This is a genomic window from Idiomarina abyssalis (genome assembly GCF_900116625.1).
GTDB lineage: Bacteria > Pseudomonadota > Gammaproteobacteria > Enterobacterales > Alteromonadaceae > Idiomarina > Idiomarina abyssalis.
Window position 1 is genome coordinate 15,894 of the sequence record NZ_FPBE01000008.1, and the last position, 17,229, is coordinate 33,122.

A 17,229-nucleotide genomic window follows, 5' to 3' on the forward strand; every position below is an offset into this window, starting at 1 on the left:
CAAGCAATTTTTGTTCCAACTATTTTCTGTCACGGATAAAACGCTGACTACTGAAGTCATCCAGGTTTTTTTGCTCTTTCCGCGCCTGGGCTATTTGTTCGCGCTTTCTGCGTTCCTTAATTAAAAAATCAACTGACTCACGCTTACGCCTTTGCGCCAGCCAACGTTCTTTTCGTTGTTGCAGTACCTGTTGCAACTTCACGACCTCGTGATGCAACTGTTCAACACCTTCATCCAGCTTGCCGACAAAGGCGTGGTACTGACCCACCTGGATAGAAGCAATACCGCCTTGCCCGCGCTCTTGCAGTTGATTTAAATAGTCGAGTCGGTATTTTGACATACCATCCAGGCGCATCTGTTGTTCCTGCACCTGTTGCTGAACCTGTGCGAAATCCTGAGCAGCCTTATCTTCACGTCTTTGTTCTAACTCCAGTAGCATCTGCAACTGCGCCAACTCGGCCATAATTTAAGCGCCTCCGGCTGACTGCTGCTTTTGATTTGGATTTACTAATTGGTTAAGCAACAACAAGCTCTCATCGTAGCTGACAACCTGTTGCATCTTTTGTTGTAAAAACTGATTCACGCGCGGCTGCATAGCAATAGCCTGATCAATAGCCGGGTCGCTTCCACGCGTATAAGCGCCAATAGAGATCAAGTCACGATTGCGCCGATAATGCGAATACCACTGCCTGACCTTAATGGCCTGTTGCATATGCTCTTCTGAAACCACTTGCGGCATAACACGACTAATAGAGGCTTCAACATCTATTGCCGGATAGTGACCGCTGTCCGCCAATTCGCGGTTTAACACAATGTGTCCGTCCAATATTGCCCGTGCAGAATCCGCAATAGGATCCTGTAAGTCGTCACCTTCGGTTAAGACCGTATAAAAGGCAGTAACCGAACCTTGCCCGTCACCACCATTACCCGCTCGCTCAACCAGTGCCGGCAACTTAGCAAAAACAGAAGGCGGATAACCTTTTGTCGCCGGTGGTTCGCCAACAGCCAATGCAATTTCACGCTGTGCCATGGCGTAACGGGTCAACGAATCCATCAACAGCAAAACGTTCAAACCCTGATCACGGAAATACTCCGCAACCTGAGACGCGGTTTCGCACCCTCGCAAACGAATCAGGGGCGACTGGTCAGCCGGTGCCGCAATAACCACAGCTTTCTCTCGCCCTTCTTCACCTAAAATTTCTTCAATAAACTCTTTTACTTCGCGGCCACGTTCACCAATCAGACCAACAACAATGACGTCGGCCGTGGTTCCCCGCGTCATCATGCCCAGCAGCACACTCTTACCGACACCACTACCGGCAAACAAGCCCATTCGCTGGCCCTGGCCCACGGTTAAACACGCATTGATTGCGGTAACCCCCACATCCAGAGGTTGTTTAACCTGACGACGATTCAACGGGTTCATTGGTTTGCTGCGGTAAGTCTTACCATCAGAGAAGATAGGACCTTTACCATCCAGAGGTTCACCGCGGGCATCGATAACTCGTCCCAACAGCTCCATACCCAACGGTAATTGGTTTTTTCGGTTTAACGGACGGACTCTGGCGCCTGGTATGACGCCGTGGGCATCTTCGGTTGGCATCAGGTAACTGATATTACCTTCAAAACCAACAACTTCGGCTTCAATATCACCGCTGTCAGCTTCTACGGCAACACTCGAACCGACCGGAGCCCGGCAACCAACGGCTTCGAACATCAAACCAACGACACGAGTTAAATAGCCCGATACCGCAACGGACGGTTTCTGAATGCGCTCCCGCTTTTTGCGTAACTGTTCAACCAGGCGTTCAGAAGCACTCATGGGTTAACCTTTTACTTTGGAGAAGACATCTTCCATACGACTGCTCAGGGTGTAATCAATAGTGGAGCTTTCGGTCGTCACGCGGCAGCCGCCACGCTCCAGTAATTCATCTTTATTCAGTAACCAGCCCTTTTCCTTAAGCTCGTCTTCGCTGTAGACGTTCTGCAGTAATGCTAAGTCTTCTTCATTTAAGTGAATAATGACACGCTGATCGGTGACCGGCAGAACCGCTATCGCCTCTCGTACCGCATTAACAACCAACTCCTTAGAGTTTTCGGCAACATTCAGACAGATGACTCTTGTCAGCTCGGTGACCATTTCAACCAGTTCATCCTGCACCGCTTCGGTAATACGCTCGTTGGGGTGGGATAAGCTTTGTAAAAGAGTCTCCAGCTGTTGCTGCTGCTCGTTCATGGCTTCTTTGCCAGCTTCAACGCCCTGCTCATGACCCGCTTCAAAGCCTTCTTTTTTACCCGCTTCGTAGCCCTCGTCATAGCCTTTCTTCAGGCCCTCACTGCGGCCTTCATCAAAACCTTCTTTGTGGCCTTCTTCGCGCGCTGCCTGACGAATTTCCTCCAACTGTTCAGCAGTCAGAGGCTTCAGCTCTTCCTCTTGCTCGTCATCGGCTTCAGGTGGCTCATATTGCCAGCGGCGGGGTTTATTTAACGCATTCACCTGAGAGCCCTGTTTGAGCTCTTCAGATGTCATGTCAGGTAAATCCCAACGATGTGTTACGTCTTTATCATCGGTCATTATGCGTTAAGCCCTTATAAGAATTCGTCACCGCCACCGCCGCCAAGCATAATTTCACCAGCGTCAGCCAGACGACGGGCCGCAGCAAGAATGTCTTTCTGCGCCGCTTCTACATCGCTAATACGAATGGGGCCCATGGCTTCAAGGTCATCACGCAGCATGTCGCCGGCACGTTTTGACATGTTCTTAAAGATTTTTTCCTGAACCGCTTCGTCTGCACCTTTCATTGCTTTTTGCAGAACTTCGCCTTCAACTTCACGCAGCAAGGTCTGAATACCACGGTCGTCGACATCCACCAGGTTCTCGAACACAAACATCAGGTCCTGAATGTTCTGGCTCATTTCTTCGTCCTGCTCGCGGATAGAGTCCATCAACTGACCTTCGATATTGGTATCCAGGTAGTTCATGATATTTGCTGCTGCCTTCAGGCCGCCCATCTTCGCAGCCTGAGCACCAGCCTGACCGGCAAACTGTTTTTCCATAATTTCGTTCAGTTCCTGCAATGCAGCCGGTTGAACTTCTTCTAAGTTGGCAATACGCATCATTAAGTCCAGACGCACTTTGTCCGGGAACTGCGCCATAATTTCGGCACTTTGCTCAGGGTCAAGATAAGACAGAACAATGGTCTGAATTTGCGGGTGCTCATTACGAATAATCGTCGCAACCTGTTTGGAGTCCATCCACTTCAATGAGTCCAGACCTTTTGAGCCACCGCCCATGACAATCTGCTCAATCAGATTGCCGGCTTTGTCTTCACCCAGAGCCGAGGTCAGTGCTTTACGCACAAACTCTTCGCTCTTGAAGCCAATATTGGTGAACTTCTGAATTTCTTCCAGGAAGAGATGATGCACGGCATTAACTTTGTCCTGATTAAAGTCTTCCAGGCTCGCCATGGCCATACCCACTTTCTGAACCTGCTTAGGTTCCAGGTGCTTCAATATCTGGGCAGCGTCTTCTTCGGACAGGCTCAGTAACAAAATCGCCGCTTTCTCGACACCTTCTAAAGTATCTACGTCAAACTCGACCTTACTGCGCTTGGTTTTTATATCTTGATTAGGCATCTTCGTTCAACCACGCTTTAACCACTTGTGACGACAGTTCAGGCTCATTGGCAACCAACGCCCTTACCGCTTTCAGCAAGTCTTCATCTTTGTGCAGATCCGGTAATTGCAGGCTGCCATCCGCACCGAACCCTACCGCACTCTCATCAAATTGTGAGGATAACAGATCAATGGTTTCATCGCCCATCGATTCCTCATCAAGAAACGCTTCAGCATCGTCTTCAACACCAGATTCAGGATTCATCAGCTTCTTCAGCATTGGACGAACCACTGCCAGAATCAATACCATAATAACCAAAGCACCCATTACCAGACGGAAAGCACGCCAGAACCATGGCTCTTCCCATACCGGCGTTTCTCCGGCACCTAAATCAGGCAGTTGTGCAAAAGGTACTGAAACAACTTCAATACTGTCGCCACGGTTAATATCAAACCCCAAACCACCTTGAAGCAAGCGACGAATATTCGCCATTTCTTCGGCACTGCGCGACTGGGTTTCGCCTTCACCCGCTTCTCCAGCTACCGCTTCGTGGTTAACCGCAACGGAAACACTCAAACGCTTAATGGTGCCAGTTTGGTTACGGGTATAAGTTACCGAGTTATCAAGCTCGTAATTTCGTGTCGCTTCACGGTGGGTACTACCATTACCGCCTCCACCTGCGGCCCCTGCTCCAGCTTCTTCCGGAATGTCAGAGTCAAGTGGCGGCTGATTAGTCAATGCACCAGGAATACCACCAATTGCGCTGCCGACAGAGCGGTTCTCGACCGTCATTTCACTGCGAATTGCCGGCATGTCGGGGTTAAACTGACGCTGAGTTTCTTCACGCTGAGTGAAGTCCATGGTCACATCAACCTGTGCGGTATAATTGTCATAGCCCAGCACAGGAATCAAAATGCTGTCTATTTTTTCCAAGTATTCTTTTTCGCGTTTCTGTTCAATTTGATACTCGCGCGAGCTTTTTGCGGCCAGCGCACTTTGTGAGCCTGAGTTCAGCAAACGGCCGGCCTGGTCAGTTACGGTAACATGTTCTGTATTTAACCCGGTCACAGAGGATGCAACCATATCGACAATAGAGGCTACCTCTTCTTCGCTTAACGAGGTACCACCGCGTACGTTCAGCATTACAGATGCTTTCGGTTGTTTTTCACGGCGGGCAAAAACGTTTTCCTTTGGCACAGCAAGCAATACCCGAGCCCCGGAAACTTTCTTAATTTCTTCAATAGCACGAGCCAGCTGTACTTCACGGGAATGTATCAGGCGCTCACGCTCAAGACGCTGGCTAACACCAAAGCCCGGCTCGCTCATCAAAATTTCAGAGCCGTTATTGGTCGAGTTACCGTAATCAACACCCGCACGGGTCAGTTGCAGCTTAATAGCGTCGTAGCTTTCTTCCGGTACTGAAACCGTACTACCTTCAACCTGGTATTCAATACCATTGGCATCCATATAATCCAGTGTGCTGATCAACTCCTCGGTTTCCATCTGACCCAGCGGACGGTAGGTTGACTCCTGCGCCCACAACATAATGAATACAGCAATGGCCACACAAATTGCCAGAGCCAATACCACAATGACCTGGCGCAGCATGTCAAAGTTACCCAGCATGGTCATAATGCCGGTCTTTTCGCCACCGTCATCATTACCTGATCTGTTGCTCTCAGGTAAATCGGTGTCTTGTACCATTAAGTCTGTTGATTCAGCCACGACTCATATCTCCAGTGCTGCTGCGGTTATACCGGCATTGACATAATTTCTTTGTACGCATCAACCACTTTGTTGCGTACCTGAACAGTTGCCTCAAACGCGATGCCGGCTTTTTGGCTGGCAATCATGGTTTGCTCCAGCGTGACATTCGGGTCACCGAGCTCCATGCGGGTTTTTAAATCGCCTGAGGTTTGTTGCAGTTCGTTAACGTTATCCATTGCATTTTTCAGCATATTGGAAAAGTCTGCCTGAGCAGTATTGCCTTGCAGGGCGTTCACATTCGCAGGCTGGTCACGCTGAGAAGCCTGCGTCGCCATAGACTGTAACTGTTGGTAAAGTGCGTTTGCTTCCACTTTCATAATTAACCCCGTCAAAAATTCATCACTGACTCTATTTAAGGTTAACTATGCAAGCAAAATGCCAACTTATAAGATTGTGTAAAGAAAAGCCCTGAGGACCAGGGCTAATAATGCAGGTAGAGTTATTGTGAATCGTCTTTAAGAGCCTGTCAGGGTAAGTCCCTGCTCACGAATCTTCGCCAATTTGTAACGCAGCGTCCGCGGACTAATTCCTAATTCATCCGCAACGGGTTGTCGTTTACCCTGGTGGCGTTGCAAAGCTTCTTTGATAATTTGGTACTCCTGATGAAAAAGCGACTCATCGAGGTTTTCCGATTTATCATCAGCCGTGCTCACTTGCTCCGGAAACACACTCGCCGATTCAGCGATATCATTAAGTTCCAGCATTAAATCATCGGGCTGAATTTCATCACCACGATGCAGAACCAGCGCGCGCTGTACGACATTTTCCAGTTCACGAACATTTCCCGGCCAGGAATAAGCCTGTAACTGCTTTAAAGCCGCTGCCGAAAAAATGACAGGTGTTTTAATACCCGAACGTTGCTTGTGTCGCTGCAATAAATTTTCAGCTAAAGGCACAATATCCGCAGGGCGTTCGCACAAAGACTTCCAGTGCAACGGAAACACGTTCAGCCGATACATAAGATCTTCGCGCAACTGTCCTTCACGCACAGCTTGTTGAAGGTCGCGGTTAGAGGTTGCAATTAAACGGACGTCAAGCTGAATGGTTTTACGCGAACCCAGCCGCTCTACCTGACGCTCCTGAATAACCCGTAATAGTTTTGCCTGCAAATGCATAGCCATTTCGGTGACTTCGTCCAGCAACAAGGTACCTCCCTGAGCTAGCTCAAACTTACCGGGAGACGACTGATTCGCACCCGTAAAAGCCCCTTTTTCATAGCCAAATAACATAGACTCAAGCATGTTCTCGGGTATGGCTGCACAGTTAATCGCGACAAAAGGACCATTCGCACGCTCAGAGTGCTGATGAATATAACGCGCCAACACTTCTTTACCCGTACCACTGGGCCCGGTAACCATTACGCTGGCCTCGCTGGCAGCTACCTTGCGTGCCATATTCAGAATAGCCTGGCTCGACTCTTCCTCGGCAACTGGTTCAATGTCGTTAATGGCACCGTCCGGCAAATAACGTTGTACCAAAGTCTGCAGTTTTTCTATTGAAAAAGGCTTCGTCAGGTAGTCGACAGCCCCTTCGCGCATTGCTACGACAGCATCATCTACCTTAGCAAAGGCGGTCATCATAATAACCGGAATGTCATATTGCTGATTGTTCATACTGCGCAATAATTGCAAACCATCAATACCCGGCATTTGAACGTCACTAATTACTAAAGCTACCGGCTCTTTTTTCAGTATTAACAGAGCCTCTTCACCATTTGCAGCTTCCAGACACTGGCAGTCCGCCAGCTCCAAAGTATCGATAATTGCCTCACGCAAAGAAACATCGTCTTCAACAACCAGTACTTGTCGCTCAGCCATAACACACCTCGTTCAGTCGGTTTTCTGACCACTGGTGCACCGGCAAGGACAATGTGAAGCGACTGCCTTTAGCTGGCTGGCTTTCCCAGTCAATACTCCCGTTATGTGCCTTAATTACCGTTTGCACAACCGCTAGTCCCAAACCGGTACCGTTAGACTTCTCGGTAAAAAATGGGGTGAAGACATTGTCCTGTCTTTCTTCAGGAATGCCGCAGCCCGCATCAATAACAGAAACTCGCCAACTGTCACTATCAGCATCAGTCTTTACTAAGACCTCTTGTCCCGGCTGGCTGGCATCCACAGCGTTGTTAATCAGGTTTTGTATCGCCCCGACTAATGCGGTTTGATTTGCCCGCAACACAGCTCCGGAAGCCGAATCAATGCAATTAATCTTCACCTGATGTTGCTCAGCATAGTTTTCGGTATTGGCAAGAACTTGCTCAATAAGGCTGTGGGTGCTGAGATCATCCAACATGGGTTGCTCACCACTTTTAGCAAACAACAACATGTCATTGACCTGCTGCTCTAATGAATGCAATCGGGAAAGCAATTTTGCAGAAAAGCGCTGCTGCTTCACCGGGGAAATCGTGCCCTGTTTAAGGTTTTGTGCGTAAAGAATCGCGGCAGACAGAGGCGTTCTTATTTGATGTGCCAGAGACGCAACCATCTTTCCCATGGACGATAAACGCTGCAGATGACTAATGCGGTTTTGCAGGCGACGGGTTTCAGTTAAGTCCGTTAAGACAATAAGCTGCCCTGGTTTTTCATTGACCACCGAGGTATCCAGCCTGACCCGGCGCCCGTTACGCAGAGACACTTCGTGCCAGTCATCCGCTTTCGGAGCAAACAGCTCGCTGACTAACTCGCGCCAGAGGTAACCTTTCAACGGATGACCCAAAAGCCCCGTTGCGTTGTCATTGCAATAATCCACAAGCCCATGACTGTCCAGTAAAATTACGGCATTTGGCATGGCATCAATAATTTGATGATAAGTGGCCATACTGACATCTCCAATTAACGACTATGGAGAGGTTAATGCAAAATGAGTGCCAGTATAATTTCTTTATTTTTCAGTCGGTTGGTTTGTTATTTGTTGTCAAAAGACTGACACTTGCCTTTAATCTTTCTGGATTCCGTACTTTTTCATCTTCTCAACCAGAGTCGTGCGCCGCATGCTAAGTAACTCAGCGGCCTTAGCCACCACCCAGTCCGACTTTTCCAATGCCTGAGCAATCATTCCGGTTTCTATTTCTGTCAGCATGTCTTTTAAATTAACGCCATCGTCCGGTAATTCAGAGCTGTCATTAGCGGGTCCGACTTGCGCATCATCGCTGTCATCGTCCGACTCGTTGAAAATGGCACTAAGCGCTTCACGCTCCAGCATTTCTTCCGGGTAGTCCGGGCTTGGAGCACTGTGTTCAACATGCTGATATTTCGGCGGCAAGTCAGGAACATCCACCAGACTGTCAGGGTGCATAATGGTCAAGCGCTCAATCAGGTTTGTTAGTTCGCGCACGTTACCCGGCCAACGATGATAAGAAAGCGACTCCAGTGCCCTTTCCGTAAAGCGCACGCCCACACCACGCTCCTTTTTGAAACGCTGGGTCAGTTCCTGTAATAACAGCGGCACGTCTTCCTGACGTTCGCGCAATGCAGGCATTTCAATCGGGAAAACATTCAGGCGGTAATACAAGTCCTCGCGGAATTTACCGTCAATGATCATCTGCTCCAGCTCACGGTGGGTTGCTGCAACAACTCGTACGTCGGCAACAATACTTTTACTGCCACCTACGCGCTCAAAAGTGCGTTCCTGTAAAACCCGTAGCAGCTTTACCTGCATTGGCATTGGCATATCACCAATTTCATCCAGAAATAGGGTTCCCCCCTGAGCCAGTTCAAAACGCCCTTTGCGCGCGCCTATTGCCCCGGTAAATGCCCCTTTCTCATGGCCGAACAATTCACTTTCTAATAAGTCTCCGGGAATGGCACCGCAGTTCACCGGCACAAAAGGCCCTTTGTTGCGTTCTGATAAATCATGGATACCGCGGGCGACAACTTCTTTACCGGTTCCGGACTCTCCCAGAACAAGAACGTTGGCGTCGGTAACCGCCACTTGCTCGATTAACTGCCGCACATGTTTCATGGTGCGGCCATTACCAATTAACGTCTGCTCCAGTTTACCACTGCCGGGATGCCGCGTTCTTGCGGGCTTAATTGGCATTTGCTGATGATACGCCTGACAGTAATGCAGCATATTGGACAAACTGGCGTAGTCAAAAGAGTCCTCCAAAGGACCAATGACATTGGCTTTTTGTAGCGCCTGATGCTGTTGCGTGTTCGCACAAATAAAAGGAAGGTGTGGCGAATCGCCGGCCAGCTCCATCAGGTTATCAATACCATTGCCGGCAATGACACACAGAGCATCGGTTGCAGAGAGTTTAAGAGTGTCCGAAGGAGATATGACTTCAACGGTTTCACCAATAAAGGTTAATACCGTTTCAAAATGCTGACGACGCTCTGGTTGCTGTTCAACCAGGTAGACTGTTCTTGTTTTTGTCATAGACGAGTTTACCGCAACGTCCTATTTCACATTTCCTAACACAAACGTTTCACCCGCACTCGAGAGATACCACTGCTCCTGCCCATCGACAGTTCGTGACTCTGCGTGTGAAACCCACTGATAGAATACATTGCGATGTACTCTTGCTGTCAATCCTCTTTGCATCACAATATAAGGGATGCCTTCTTTCATTGTGAGCGGATGTTCAGAACTTAATACCAGAGTATCACCGATATTGGTGGTTAACAGCAATAATTGCTCACCATCTTCTTCCCTTTGTTCCCAGTCGACGACAACAAAAGGCGTATCTTCAACAGTAATTTTAACTTTTTCAGCAGGTGTTACTAAAAAATAGTCGCCTTCCTCGACCACCAGAACCGAGGCAAACAGCTTAACCAGAGCCTGACGCTTTATCTGACTCCCCTGATAAAACCAATCACCATTAGCGGCAATGTGAATGGGAATCTCGCCACAATAAGGCGGATCCCACAATTCGGTTGGCGCGTGTTGATGTTTTTCCAGTTCAGAGATCAAACGGTTCAGTGACATAAATCAAAGCTTAGTCGACTAACTTCTTCTGTCTTAATAAATACCAAAGCGTTGCTTCTGTACGGTTTGATACTTTTATGGCCTTAAATATTGCCGATAAGTGCACACGAATGGTGCCTTCGGTAATACCCAGAATATTGGCTATCTCTTTATTTGATAAGCCCTGCGCCAATAATTGCATAATCTCTAATTGCCGTGGAGACAAGAAACTTTCAGCGCCGCTGGACTTATCACGAGGTTCATTCAGATGCGGGTCATCAGGAATATGACGATCACCATTTAGCAAGGCGCGAATAGCCAGTTTAGCCTGCTCAGCTGAACTGTCTTTCGGCAAATAGCTACGAACCCCTGCCGCCAGTACCTGGCGTACTTCGGAGATAGACCGTGGGCGCGTAAACAAGACGATATGCGTGCGCGGCGCAACTTTTTTCAAGCGTTGCAGGGCTGGACGGATTTCAGCGTCCGGCAAATCCATCTCTAAAAAAATCAGATCGTAATCATCAGCTGCTAAATAACTTTCCGCAATCTCAAACGAATCAGCCTCATAGATTGAGGGTTGATTCGCATAGTTGGTAAGAATTTGTATAAGACCAGCACGCATAAAAAATTGCGGATCAATAATTAGAACTTTCATCCTGAAATCCAAAATAATGCCTATTCAATTAACTTTTAGCATACCTAAATTATAACAGACAGCAAGTTTTTTACGGTTATCTAACAGCTTCCTGAATGTCATGTTAACTTAGTTAACAAAAACTTCCGGCAACACCTAGGCGGTTGTACAGTAAAAACGCTATAGTGTTGTCTAAATTATTTGCCACGGAGTTAAATTACAATGCGACGCATTACCTGCTTAGTTATAAGCCTGGGCTTATCCGCTTCAGCCATCGCCGACACCTTATATACCAACATGAAGGGATACACCCTGACCAGCCCTGCCGGAGAAAACGCGGTATTACAGGAGTTCTCTACCATGCTGGTGGAAAACGGAAAAATTCAGGCTATAGGCGGCGAGACTCTTGCCCAACGCTTTGCTGATATAGACAGTACGGTCGATATGAATGGCAAAACCGTACTCCCGGGGTTAACTGACGCCCACGGCCATATCCAAAGTTTAGGCAACAGTCTTTTACAGGTCGATTTGCGCGACACTGAATCGGTTTCTGATGCAGTCCAAAAAGTTCACAACTACGCCAAAGAGCAGCAGGAAATAGAATGGATTACCGGCCGCGGCTGGAACCAGGAACAATGGAAGAAAAAAGTCTTCCCTAGTGCAGCAAATCTTGATGAAGTTGTCAGTGACCGTCCCGTCTGGCTGATGCGCGTCGACGCCCACGCAGGCTGGGCAAACAGCGAAGCGCTGCGCCGCGCGGGTATTGATAAAAATACCGTCTCTCCTGAAGGTGGCGAAATTATCCGTGACGAACAGGGTAACCCCACCGGTGTTCTGGTCGATAATGCAATGCAGCTGGTTGAAGACATTATTCCCGAACCTTCGCTTCAACAGCAACGGGCCGCATATGAGTTGGCTTTTCAGCACCTGGTTAAACTTGGCATTACCAGCGTCCACGACGCAGGCATTAATTCTGACGAAATTTCCATTTACAAAGGTTTGCATAACCAAGGTCGTATGCCGCTTCGGGTTTACGGCATGATTGCAGCGACCGAGCCGAAGCTCGCTCAACTTCTGGCTGAAGGGCCTTACGAAACCCGGGACCAGAAACTGGCTATTCGCAGCGTTAAAATATATGCCGACGGTGCGCTTGGAAGCCGCGGAGCAGCACTGATTGAGCCTTACAGCGATGACCATGACAACCACGGGCTAATGGTAACTTCAGAAGAGAAGATTCAGGATCTCTATAAACTGATCATCCCACACGGTTTTCAGATAAATACCCACGCCATTGGCGACCGTGCTAACCGTGTCGTTCTGGATAATCTGGCCGAAGTCTATGATGAACTGGGTGGCCGCAATTTACGTAACCGCATTGAACACGCACAAATTGTGCACCCGGATGACCTGAAACGTTTTACCGAGCTTAATCTGATTGCTTCGATGCAACCGACCCACGCTACCAGCGACAAAAATATGGCGGAAGATCGTCTGGGTTCTGAACGTATGGCCGGAGCCTATGCATGGCAAACATTGCTGGATGAGGGTACCGTTATCGCGGCAGGATCTGACTTTCCGGTTGAATTAGCGAACCCTTTCTACGGGCTGCACGCAGCCGTTACTCGTCAGGACCGCGATAATATGCCTTCGGGTGGCTGGTACGCCGAAGAGAAAATGAGCCTTGAACAGGCTTTGCGTTCATTTACCATTGATGCCGCTTACAGTGCCTGGCAGGAAAAGTCACTCGGTTCGCTTGAACCCGGTAAATGGGCTGACTTTATTGTACTGGAGCAGGACCCTTTTGCCGTTGATGCCAGCCAAATTTGGCAGACTCAAGTTGAACAGACCTATGTTGCCGGCGAACGCGTTTACTAATGGAGTAGCAGCATCATGAACGATGACTTTCTGTTTTCTGAGGACGAGCCCGATGTGGCCGTTGAAGAGGTTTGCGAGCCTTATCATGTGTTGATTGTCGATGACGATGAGGAAATTCATACCATCACCAAAATGGCACTGGGTGAATTTAAGCTTGATGGGCGTCCACTGGAGTTCCATTCGGTTTACTCGGGAAAAGACGCCATTGCGTTTTTGCAGGAAAACACCGACATCGCCATGATGCTGCTGGATGTGGTTATGGAAACTGACCACGCGGGCTTAGATGTCGCGCAATGGGTGAGAGAAACCCGGAAAAACCGGTTAATCCGCATTGTTCTGCGTACCGGGCAACCTGGTCAGGCACCAGAAGAGGACGTCATAGCGCGTTATGACATTGATGACTATAAGGAAAAGACCGAGCTGACTTATCGCAAGTTAGTGACTCTTATGTACTCGTGCCTTCGCGCTTACCGAGACTTAAAAGCTATTGAACGCAACAAACGGGGCTTAGAAAAAGTCATTAACGCATCGGCAGAGGTGTTTTCGGCCCGCTCAATGCACGGCTTGTGTCAGGGGATACTGGAACAGCTTGTTGCCCTAATCACCTTGTCTGACGACGCTATGTACTGCCGAATTGACGCGTTAACCGCCAGCTCGAATACCAGTGAACCCTTTGAAATTATTGGTGGCACCGGAGAATACGAAGGTGCGGCAGGACAACCGATAAAAAGCGAAATTGACTGGGATATCGTTCGCCCAATGCAACAAAGTTCGCAAAATGTCGATTTCCGGATAGTAGACAATAATTACTACGGCCTTTATAAAACCAGCAGCTCACGCCAGTATTTGCTCTTCATTCGCGGTGTCCGTGACTTATCTGAGCTTGATCAAAACTTGCTGGGCCTTTTTGTGAATAATAGCTCCATTGCTATTGATAACCTGCAGGCCACTGAGAACGAACGAGAAGCTCAGCGTGAATTGCTTTATTGCGTTGGAGAGGCTATTGAAAAGCACTCCATCGATGAAATCAGCCATCATGTTAAACGATCAGCCGAAATGGCCGGGCAACTGGCCATTTTTGCCGGCGCAACGCACGAACAGGCGGAAGCTTTAAAACAAGCTGCATCAGTCTACGATATAGGTAAAGTATCGGTACAAATGGAGCTCGCTCAGCGTGCCGACGTCTTAAGCATTCACGACTATGAAGAGATCATGCAGAAGGTGATTCAGGGTCATGATTACTTACGCCAGACCGATACCGCTGTGGCGAAAATCGCGGCAGCTATTGCGCAGGATATTCATGAACGCTGGAATGGTTCAGGTTTTCCAAGTCAGAAGTCAGGCAAAGACATTGACCTTAATGCCCGTATAATGACTATTAGCAGCCACTTTGATGCACTGCGCACGCAGCGCAATTATCGTGACGCCAAAGAATCTAAAGACGCTGCCGATTATCTGTTGCAACACAGCGGCAGGTTCTTCGACCCTGAGCTGGTCGGGCTTATGCTGGATAATCTGGATGCGATGGAAAAAATACGACAGCGTTATCTGGATAAAAAATAATATAATAAGCGACTGGAAACTGAAAACGGGGCCTTCCCCAAGTCCATAAGGAGCGGTCATGGATTTACAAGCAATGCGCAGAGAGTACGGTTTAGGCAGTTTGCACCGGGAGCAGTTGAATTCAGACCCGGTCAAACAATTTGAACTCTGGATGCAACAAGCCATAGACAGCGGCTTGTTAAGCGATCCTACCGCGATGACAGTGGCAACGGTCAATAATGAACTTGTACCAAGCCAGCGTATTGTTTTATTGAAAGGCTATGACCACAAAGGCTTCCGGTTTTATACTAATAAAAACAGTCAAAAAGGCCAGGATATAAGCACTAACTCACAGGTTAATCTGCACTTTGCCTGGCTTCCGCTGGAACGACAAATTAGCATTACCGGCAGCGCTATCCCGCTCGACAGTGAAGATAACGACCGCTACTTCCATTCTCGTCCCAAAGAAAGCCAGGTAGCCGCCCTTGCTTCGCAGCAAAGCCGCCCGGTAGAAAGCCGCGATGTACTGGAAAGCCACTATAAGTCGCTACTGCGTGAATATGAGAATACCGAAGTGCCACGCCCTGAACACTGGGGTGGCTATTGCGTCGAGCCTCAGCAATTTGAATTCTGGCAAGGCGGCCAGCATCGTTTGCATGACCGCTACCTGTACAGCAAAGATGGCTCTAACTGGCGTATTACCCGCTTACAGCCTTAGGTAATTCAACCCCACAAAACTCAGCGCAGCGTTGCAGCACTTTTAACGTTGCGCTGCTGTAGTAAACACCCTGCTGCAATTGCTCACGTTTGCGTTGCTGAGCGGCTTCGCCGGGAATACGCACCGGTTGTTGCGGATCGGCTGCCGCACTTTTCCGGCTATCTTCCAACAAATCATCAACCTGCTGTAAAAACGCCTGTTTATCCCCAAAAGCTTCCGGATCAATCACTTGTATCCATACAGAGTTCGCGTCACCGTCATCCGCACCCTGCCGGCGACCATACTGACTTAACGCCATGGACCAAATTTCGCTGAACAGCGTCAGACCATAACCTTTATAGCCAAGCTGTTCTCCACCCAGCGGCGCTATCGCGCTACCCGGCAAGTCGAAAAAGGTTAGCGGGTCGTCGGTCCATTCACCATCGGGTTTAATCAATGCTTTGTATGGCAACTTCGTGCCGTTGGCTTTTGCCTGACGCACTTTTCCCGCGGCAGTCATCGAAAAGCTGATATCAAATAGCAGTGGATTGCCGGAGCTGGGCACGCCCACCGCAAAAGGGTTGGGAGAAAATACCGCTTCTTTACCACCAAAAGGTGCTACAGCACGTTGCCCGGGCGTTGAGCACATCAGACTGACCACCAACCCCTGCTCCGTCGCTATAGTCAAATAAGCGGCTAATGAGGCTACATGCTGGCTGCGTCTTACCACCACAGTTCCGGTACCGGCTTGTTGCGCCATTTTGCAGGCGGCATCAATTGCCTGCGGCACCACGTAGGGCCCCGGTAAAAATTGTGCGTCCCAGTTCGCAGCCGCAGCACGCTCACTTAATACCACAGGCTGCCCTTTTGCCAGGCTTTTACCCTCACGCAGCCATTGGCAATTGTTCAGCAGGCGAATTAAACCATGGGTACTAAAACCCAGTAAATCGCCTTCCAACAGGTAATAACTCACATTGCGCGCGACCTCCCCCGAAGCCCCTACCTCGGTCAGACAATTGCGCGCCCAGTTCGATAATTCTGAATAATCAAAACGTACAACATCAGTGCTCATGAAATTTCCTCTTGGTCACGGCCTGCAGGTCGTTTAAGCTACGCATACGACATTATCAAGGAGTAGAGATTGTGTCATCTGCTAACACAATAAACCGCATTGCCATTATAACCAGTGGTGGCGATGCTCCGGGCATGAATGCCGCTATCCGTGGCGTTGTTCTGGCCGCGGAGAACTATGGTATCGAAGTCATGGGCTTTCGTCATGGCTATGAAGGACTCTTAAATAACGACTTTGTAAAGTTAGACCGCAAAGACGTTGAACATATATTGCAGTATTCCGGCACCATTATTAAAAGTGCCCGCAGCGAACGCTTCAGAACCGAAGAAGGTGCTCGCGAAGCAGCAACGAATTTAGACGCACACCAAATTGACGCCTTTATCGTTATTGGCGGCGACGGTTCATTTCGCGGCGCTGAGCATTTAGCTAACTTTTGGAAAGGTCCCATTATTGGCATACCCGGCACCATCGATAATGATCTCTTTGGCACGGATAACACTATTGGCTATGACACGGCAGTAGAAACTGCCATGGATGCGCTGGATAAAATCCGGGATACCGCTGAAGCCATGGATCGCGTTTTCATTGTCGAGGTTATGGGCCGCAATGCCGGTTATATTGGTATTAGCAGCGCTATGGCAAGTGGCGCTGAGCGAATGATTCTGCCGGAGCTACAAAAAGATAAACCCTTAACCGTAGCGGCTTTGGTTAAACACATTGAGTCGGTACAGCGCGTACGCGGAGACTCCAGCTACGTTATGGTGTTATGTGAAAATCAATGGCCTGGTGGTGCGGTTCGACTTGCGGAGCAGCTAGAAGATCGTCTTAACTTACCCTGTCGTCCGTGTTTACTTGGTCACGTTCAACGTGGCGGACGCCCTACGGCAATGGATCGCATTTTAGGTACTCGTCTGGGTGTGCACGCTGTTGAATTAGTCCGCCAACAAAAAACTGGCGTTATGGCCGGCGTTACGGCGAATGAACTCAGCGAAACACCATTAGCCGATACCTGGACCAAGCGTAAAAAATTGAGCGAAGAGTTAATTAATATTCAACAAAGTCTGTTTAATCCGATCAAAAAAGATCGCAGCAAATCGACAAAGTAAGAGAGGTCTGCAACA

General features: G+C 48.8%; 16 protein-coding genes. 4 read left to right on the forward strand and 12 right to left on the reverse strand.

Annotation, left to right across the window (positions count from 1 at the left end; all coding sequences use genetic code 11):
* Window positions 1-19: 19 nt before the first annotated feature.
* From fliJ to BM359_RS12070, 11 genes are all read right to left on the reverse strand, one after another.
* Window positions 20-463, reverse strand: a complete 444-nt coding sequence (fliJ, locus tag BM359_RS12020; protein WP_054490654.1) for a flagellar export protein FliJ — start codon at window positions 461-463, stop codon at window positions 20-22.
* Between the two features lie 3 nt (window positions 464-466).
* Window positions 467-1,822 (reverse strand): flagellar protein export ATPase FliI, encoded by a 1,356-nt coding sequence (gene fliI / locus BM359_RS12025; RefSeq protein ID WP_054490652.1) that lies wholly within the window; start codon window positions 1,820-1,822, stop codon window positions 467-469.
* Between the two features lie 3 nt (window positions 1,823-1,825).
* The gene (fliH, locus tag BM359_RS12030; protein ID WP_054490650.1) at window positions 1,826-2,575 is read right to left on the reverse strand and encodes a flagellar assembly protein FliH; all 750 of its coding nucleotides are present in this window, start codon (window positions 2,573-2,575) and stop codon (window positions 1,826-1,828) included.
* Between the two features lie 14 nt (window positions 2,576-2,589).
* Window positions 2,590-3,636 carry a flagellar motor switch protein FliG gene (fliG, locus tag BM359_RS12035; RefSeq protein WP_054490648.1) on the reverse strand — a complete coding sequence of 349 codons (1,047 nt, stop codon included), beginning with the start codon at window positions 3,634-3,636 and terminating at the stop codon, window positions 2,590-2,592.
* On the reverse strand, window positions 3,629-5,320 hold the full coding sequence (fliF, locus tag BM359_RS12040; protein WP_174507671.1) for a flagellar basal-body MS-ring/collar protein FliF: 1,692 nt from the start codon (window positions 5,318-5,320) through the stop codon (window positions 3,629-3,631). Before fliF ends, fliG begins: the two co-directional genes overlap by 8 nt.
* A 47-nt stretch (window positions 5,321-5,367) precedes the next feature.
* On the reverse strand, window positions 5,368-5,700 hold the full coding sequence (fliE, locus tag BM359_RS12045; RefSeq protein WP_054490644.1) for a flagellar hook-basal body complex protein FliE: 333 nt from the start codon (window positions 5,698-5,700) through the stop codon (window positions 5,368-5,370).
* A 138-nt stretch (window positions 5,701-5,838) separates the two neighbouring features.
* Window positions 5,839-7,200 (reverse strand): sigma-54-dependent transcriptional regulator, encoded by a 1,362-nt coding sequence (locus tag BM359_RS12050; RefSeq protein WP_054490642.1) that lies wholly within the window; start codon window positions 7,198-7,200, stop codon window positions 5,839-5,841.
* Entirely contained in the window at window positions 7,193-8,200 is a 1,008-nt protein-coding gene (locus BM359_RS12055; protein WP_054490640.1) for a sensor histidine kinase, read from the reverse strand. The genes BM359_RS12050 and BM359_RS12055 overlap by 8 nt, the downstream gene beginning before the upstream one ends.
* 117 nt (window positions 8,201-8,317) lie before the next feature.
* Window positions 8,318-9,760 (reverse strand): sigma-54 dependent transcriptional regulator, encoded by a 1,443-nt coding sequence (locus BM359_RS12060; protein ID WP_054490638.1) that lies wholly within the window; start codon window positions 9,758-9,760, stop codon window positions 8,318-8,320.
* A 21-nt stretch (window positions 9,761-9,781) separates the two neighbouring features.
* Window positions 9,782-10,309: a DUF1285 domain-containing protein gene (locus BM359_RS12065; protein WP_054490635.1), complete on the reverse strand. Its 528-nt coding sequence runs from the start codon at window positions 10,307-10,309 to the stop codon at window positions 9,782-9,784.
* 10 nt (window positions 10,310-10,319) lie between these two features.
* Window positions 10,320-10,943, reverse strand: coding sequence for a LuxR C-terminal-related transcriptional regulator (locus BM359_RS12070; protein WP_054490632.1), 624 nt, complete (start codon window positions 10,941-10,943; stop codon window positions 10,320-10,322).
* A 201-nt stretch (window positions 10,944-11,144) separates the two neighbouring features.
* Here BM359_RS12070 and BM359_RS12075 point away from each other — a divergent pair, with 201 nt between their 5' ends.
* From BM359_RS12075 to pdxH, 3 genes are read left to right on the forward strand one after another with little or no spacing between them, the layout of a single operon-like run.
* Window positions 11,145-12,797 (forward strand): amidohydrolase, encoded by a 1,653-nt coding sequence (locus tag BM359_RS12075; protein WP_054490631.1) that lies wholly within the window; start codon window positions 11,145-11,147, stop codon window positions 12,795-12,797.
* A gap of 15 nt (window positions 12,798-12,812) precedes the next feature.
* Window positions 12,813-14,360 (forward strand): response regulator, encoded by a 1,548-nt coding sequence (locus BM359_RS12080; protein ID WP_054490629.1) that lies wholly within the window; start codon window positions 12,813-12,815, stop codon window positions 14,358-14,360.
* A 58-nt stretch (window positions 14,361-14,418) separates the two neighbouring features.
* Complete coding sequence (pdxH, locus tag BM359_RS12085; protein ID WP_054490628.1) at window positions 14,419-15,057, forward strand: pyridoxamine 5'-phosphate oxidase; 639 nt, start codon at window positions 14,419-14,421, stop codon at window positions 15,055-15,057.
* Here the strand turns inward: pdxH and BM359_RS12090 are convergent.
* Window positions 15,038-16,108: an Ldh family oxidoreductase gene (locus tag BM359_RS12090; protein WP_054490626.1), complete on the reverse strand. Its 1,071-nt coding sequence runs from the start codon at window positions 16,106-16,108 to the stop codon at window positions 15,038-15,040. The two genes, pdxH and BM359_RS12090, sit on opposite strands and share 20 nt — an antisense overlap.
* 71 nt (window positions 16,109-16,179) lie before the next feature.
* Between BM359_RS12090 and BM359_RS12095 the strand changes: the two genes are divergently transcribed.
* Entirely contained in the window at window positions 16,180-17,214 is a 1,035-nt protein-coding gene (locus BM359_RS12095) for a 6-phosphofructokinase (RefSeq protein WP_054490624.1), read from the forward strand.
* Window positions 17,215-17,229 lie beyond the last annotated feature (15 nt).

Bases quoted from the DNA above. Each gene is read 5' to 3' on its own strand.
- BM359_RS12090 (WP_054490626.1), bottom strand. From the start codon at position 16,108: ATGAGCACTGATGTTGTACGTTTTGATTATTCAGAATTATCGAACTGG.
- fliI (WP_054490652.1), bottom strand. From the start codon at position 1,822: ATGAGTGCTTCTGAACGCCTGGTTGAACAGTTACGCAAAAAGCGGGAG.
- BM359_RS12080 (WP_054490629.1), top strand. From the start codon at position 12,813: ATGAACGATGACTTTCTGTTTTCTGAGGACGAGCCCGATGTGGCCGTT.
- BM359_RS12075 (WP_054490631.1), top strand. From the start codon at position 11,145: ATGCGACGCATTACCTGCTTAGTTATAAGCCTGGGCTTATCCGCTTCA.
- fliH (WP_054490650.1), bottom strand. From the start codon at position 2,575: ATGACCGATGATAAAGACGTAACACATCGTTGGGATTTACCTGACATG.
- fliG (WP_054490648.1), bottom strand. From the start codon at position 3,636: ATGCCTAATCAAGATATAAAAACCAAGCGCAGTAAGGTCGAGTTTGAC.
- BM359_RS12060 (WP_054490638.1), bottom strand. From the start codon at position 9,760: ATGACAAAAACAAGAACAGTCTACCTGGTTGAACAGCAACCAGAGCGT.
- fliJ (WP_054490654.1), bottom strand. From the start codon at position 463: ATGGCCGAGTTGGCGCAGTTGCAGATGCTACTGGAGTTAGAACAAAGA.
- BM359_RS12055 (WP_054490640.1), bottom strand. From the start codon at position 8,200: ATGGCCACTTATCATCAAATTATTGATGCCATGCCAAATGCCGTAATT.
- pdxH (WP_054490628.1), top strand. From the start codon at position 14,419: ATGGATTTACAAGCAATGCGCAGAGAGTACGGTTTAGGCAGTTTGCAC.
- BM359_RS12050 (WP_054490642.1), bottom strand. From the start codon at position 7,200: ATGGCTGAGCGACAAGTACTGGTTGTTGAAGACGATGTTTCTTTGCGT.
- BM359_RS12070 (WP_054490632.1), bottom strand. From the start codon at position 10,943: ATGAAAGTTCTAATTATTGATCCGCAATTTTTTATGCGTGCTGGTCTT.
- BM359_RS12065 (WP_054490635.1), bottom strand. From the start codon at position 10,309: ATGTCACTGAACCGTTTGATCTCTGAACTGGAAAAACATCAACACGCG.
- fliE (WP_054490644.1), bottom strand. From the start codon at position 5,700: ATGAAAGTGGAAGCAAACGCACTTTACCAACAGTTACAGTCTATGGCG.
- fliF (WP_174507671.1), bottom strand. From the start codon at position 5,320: ATGGTACAAGACACCGATTTACCTGAGAGCAACAGATCAGGTAATGAT.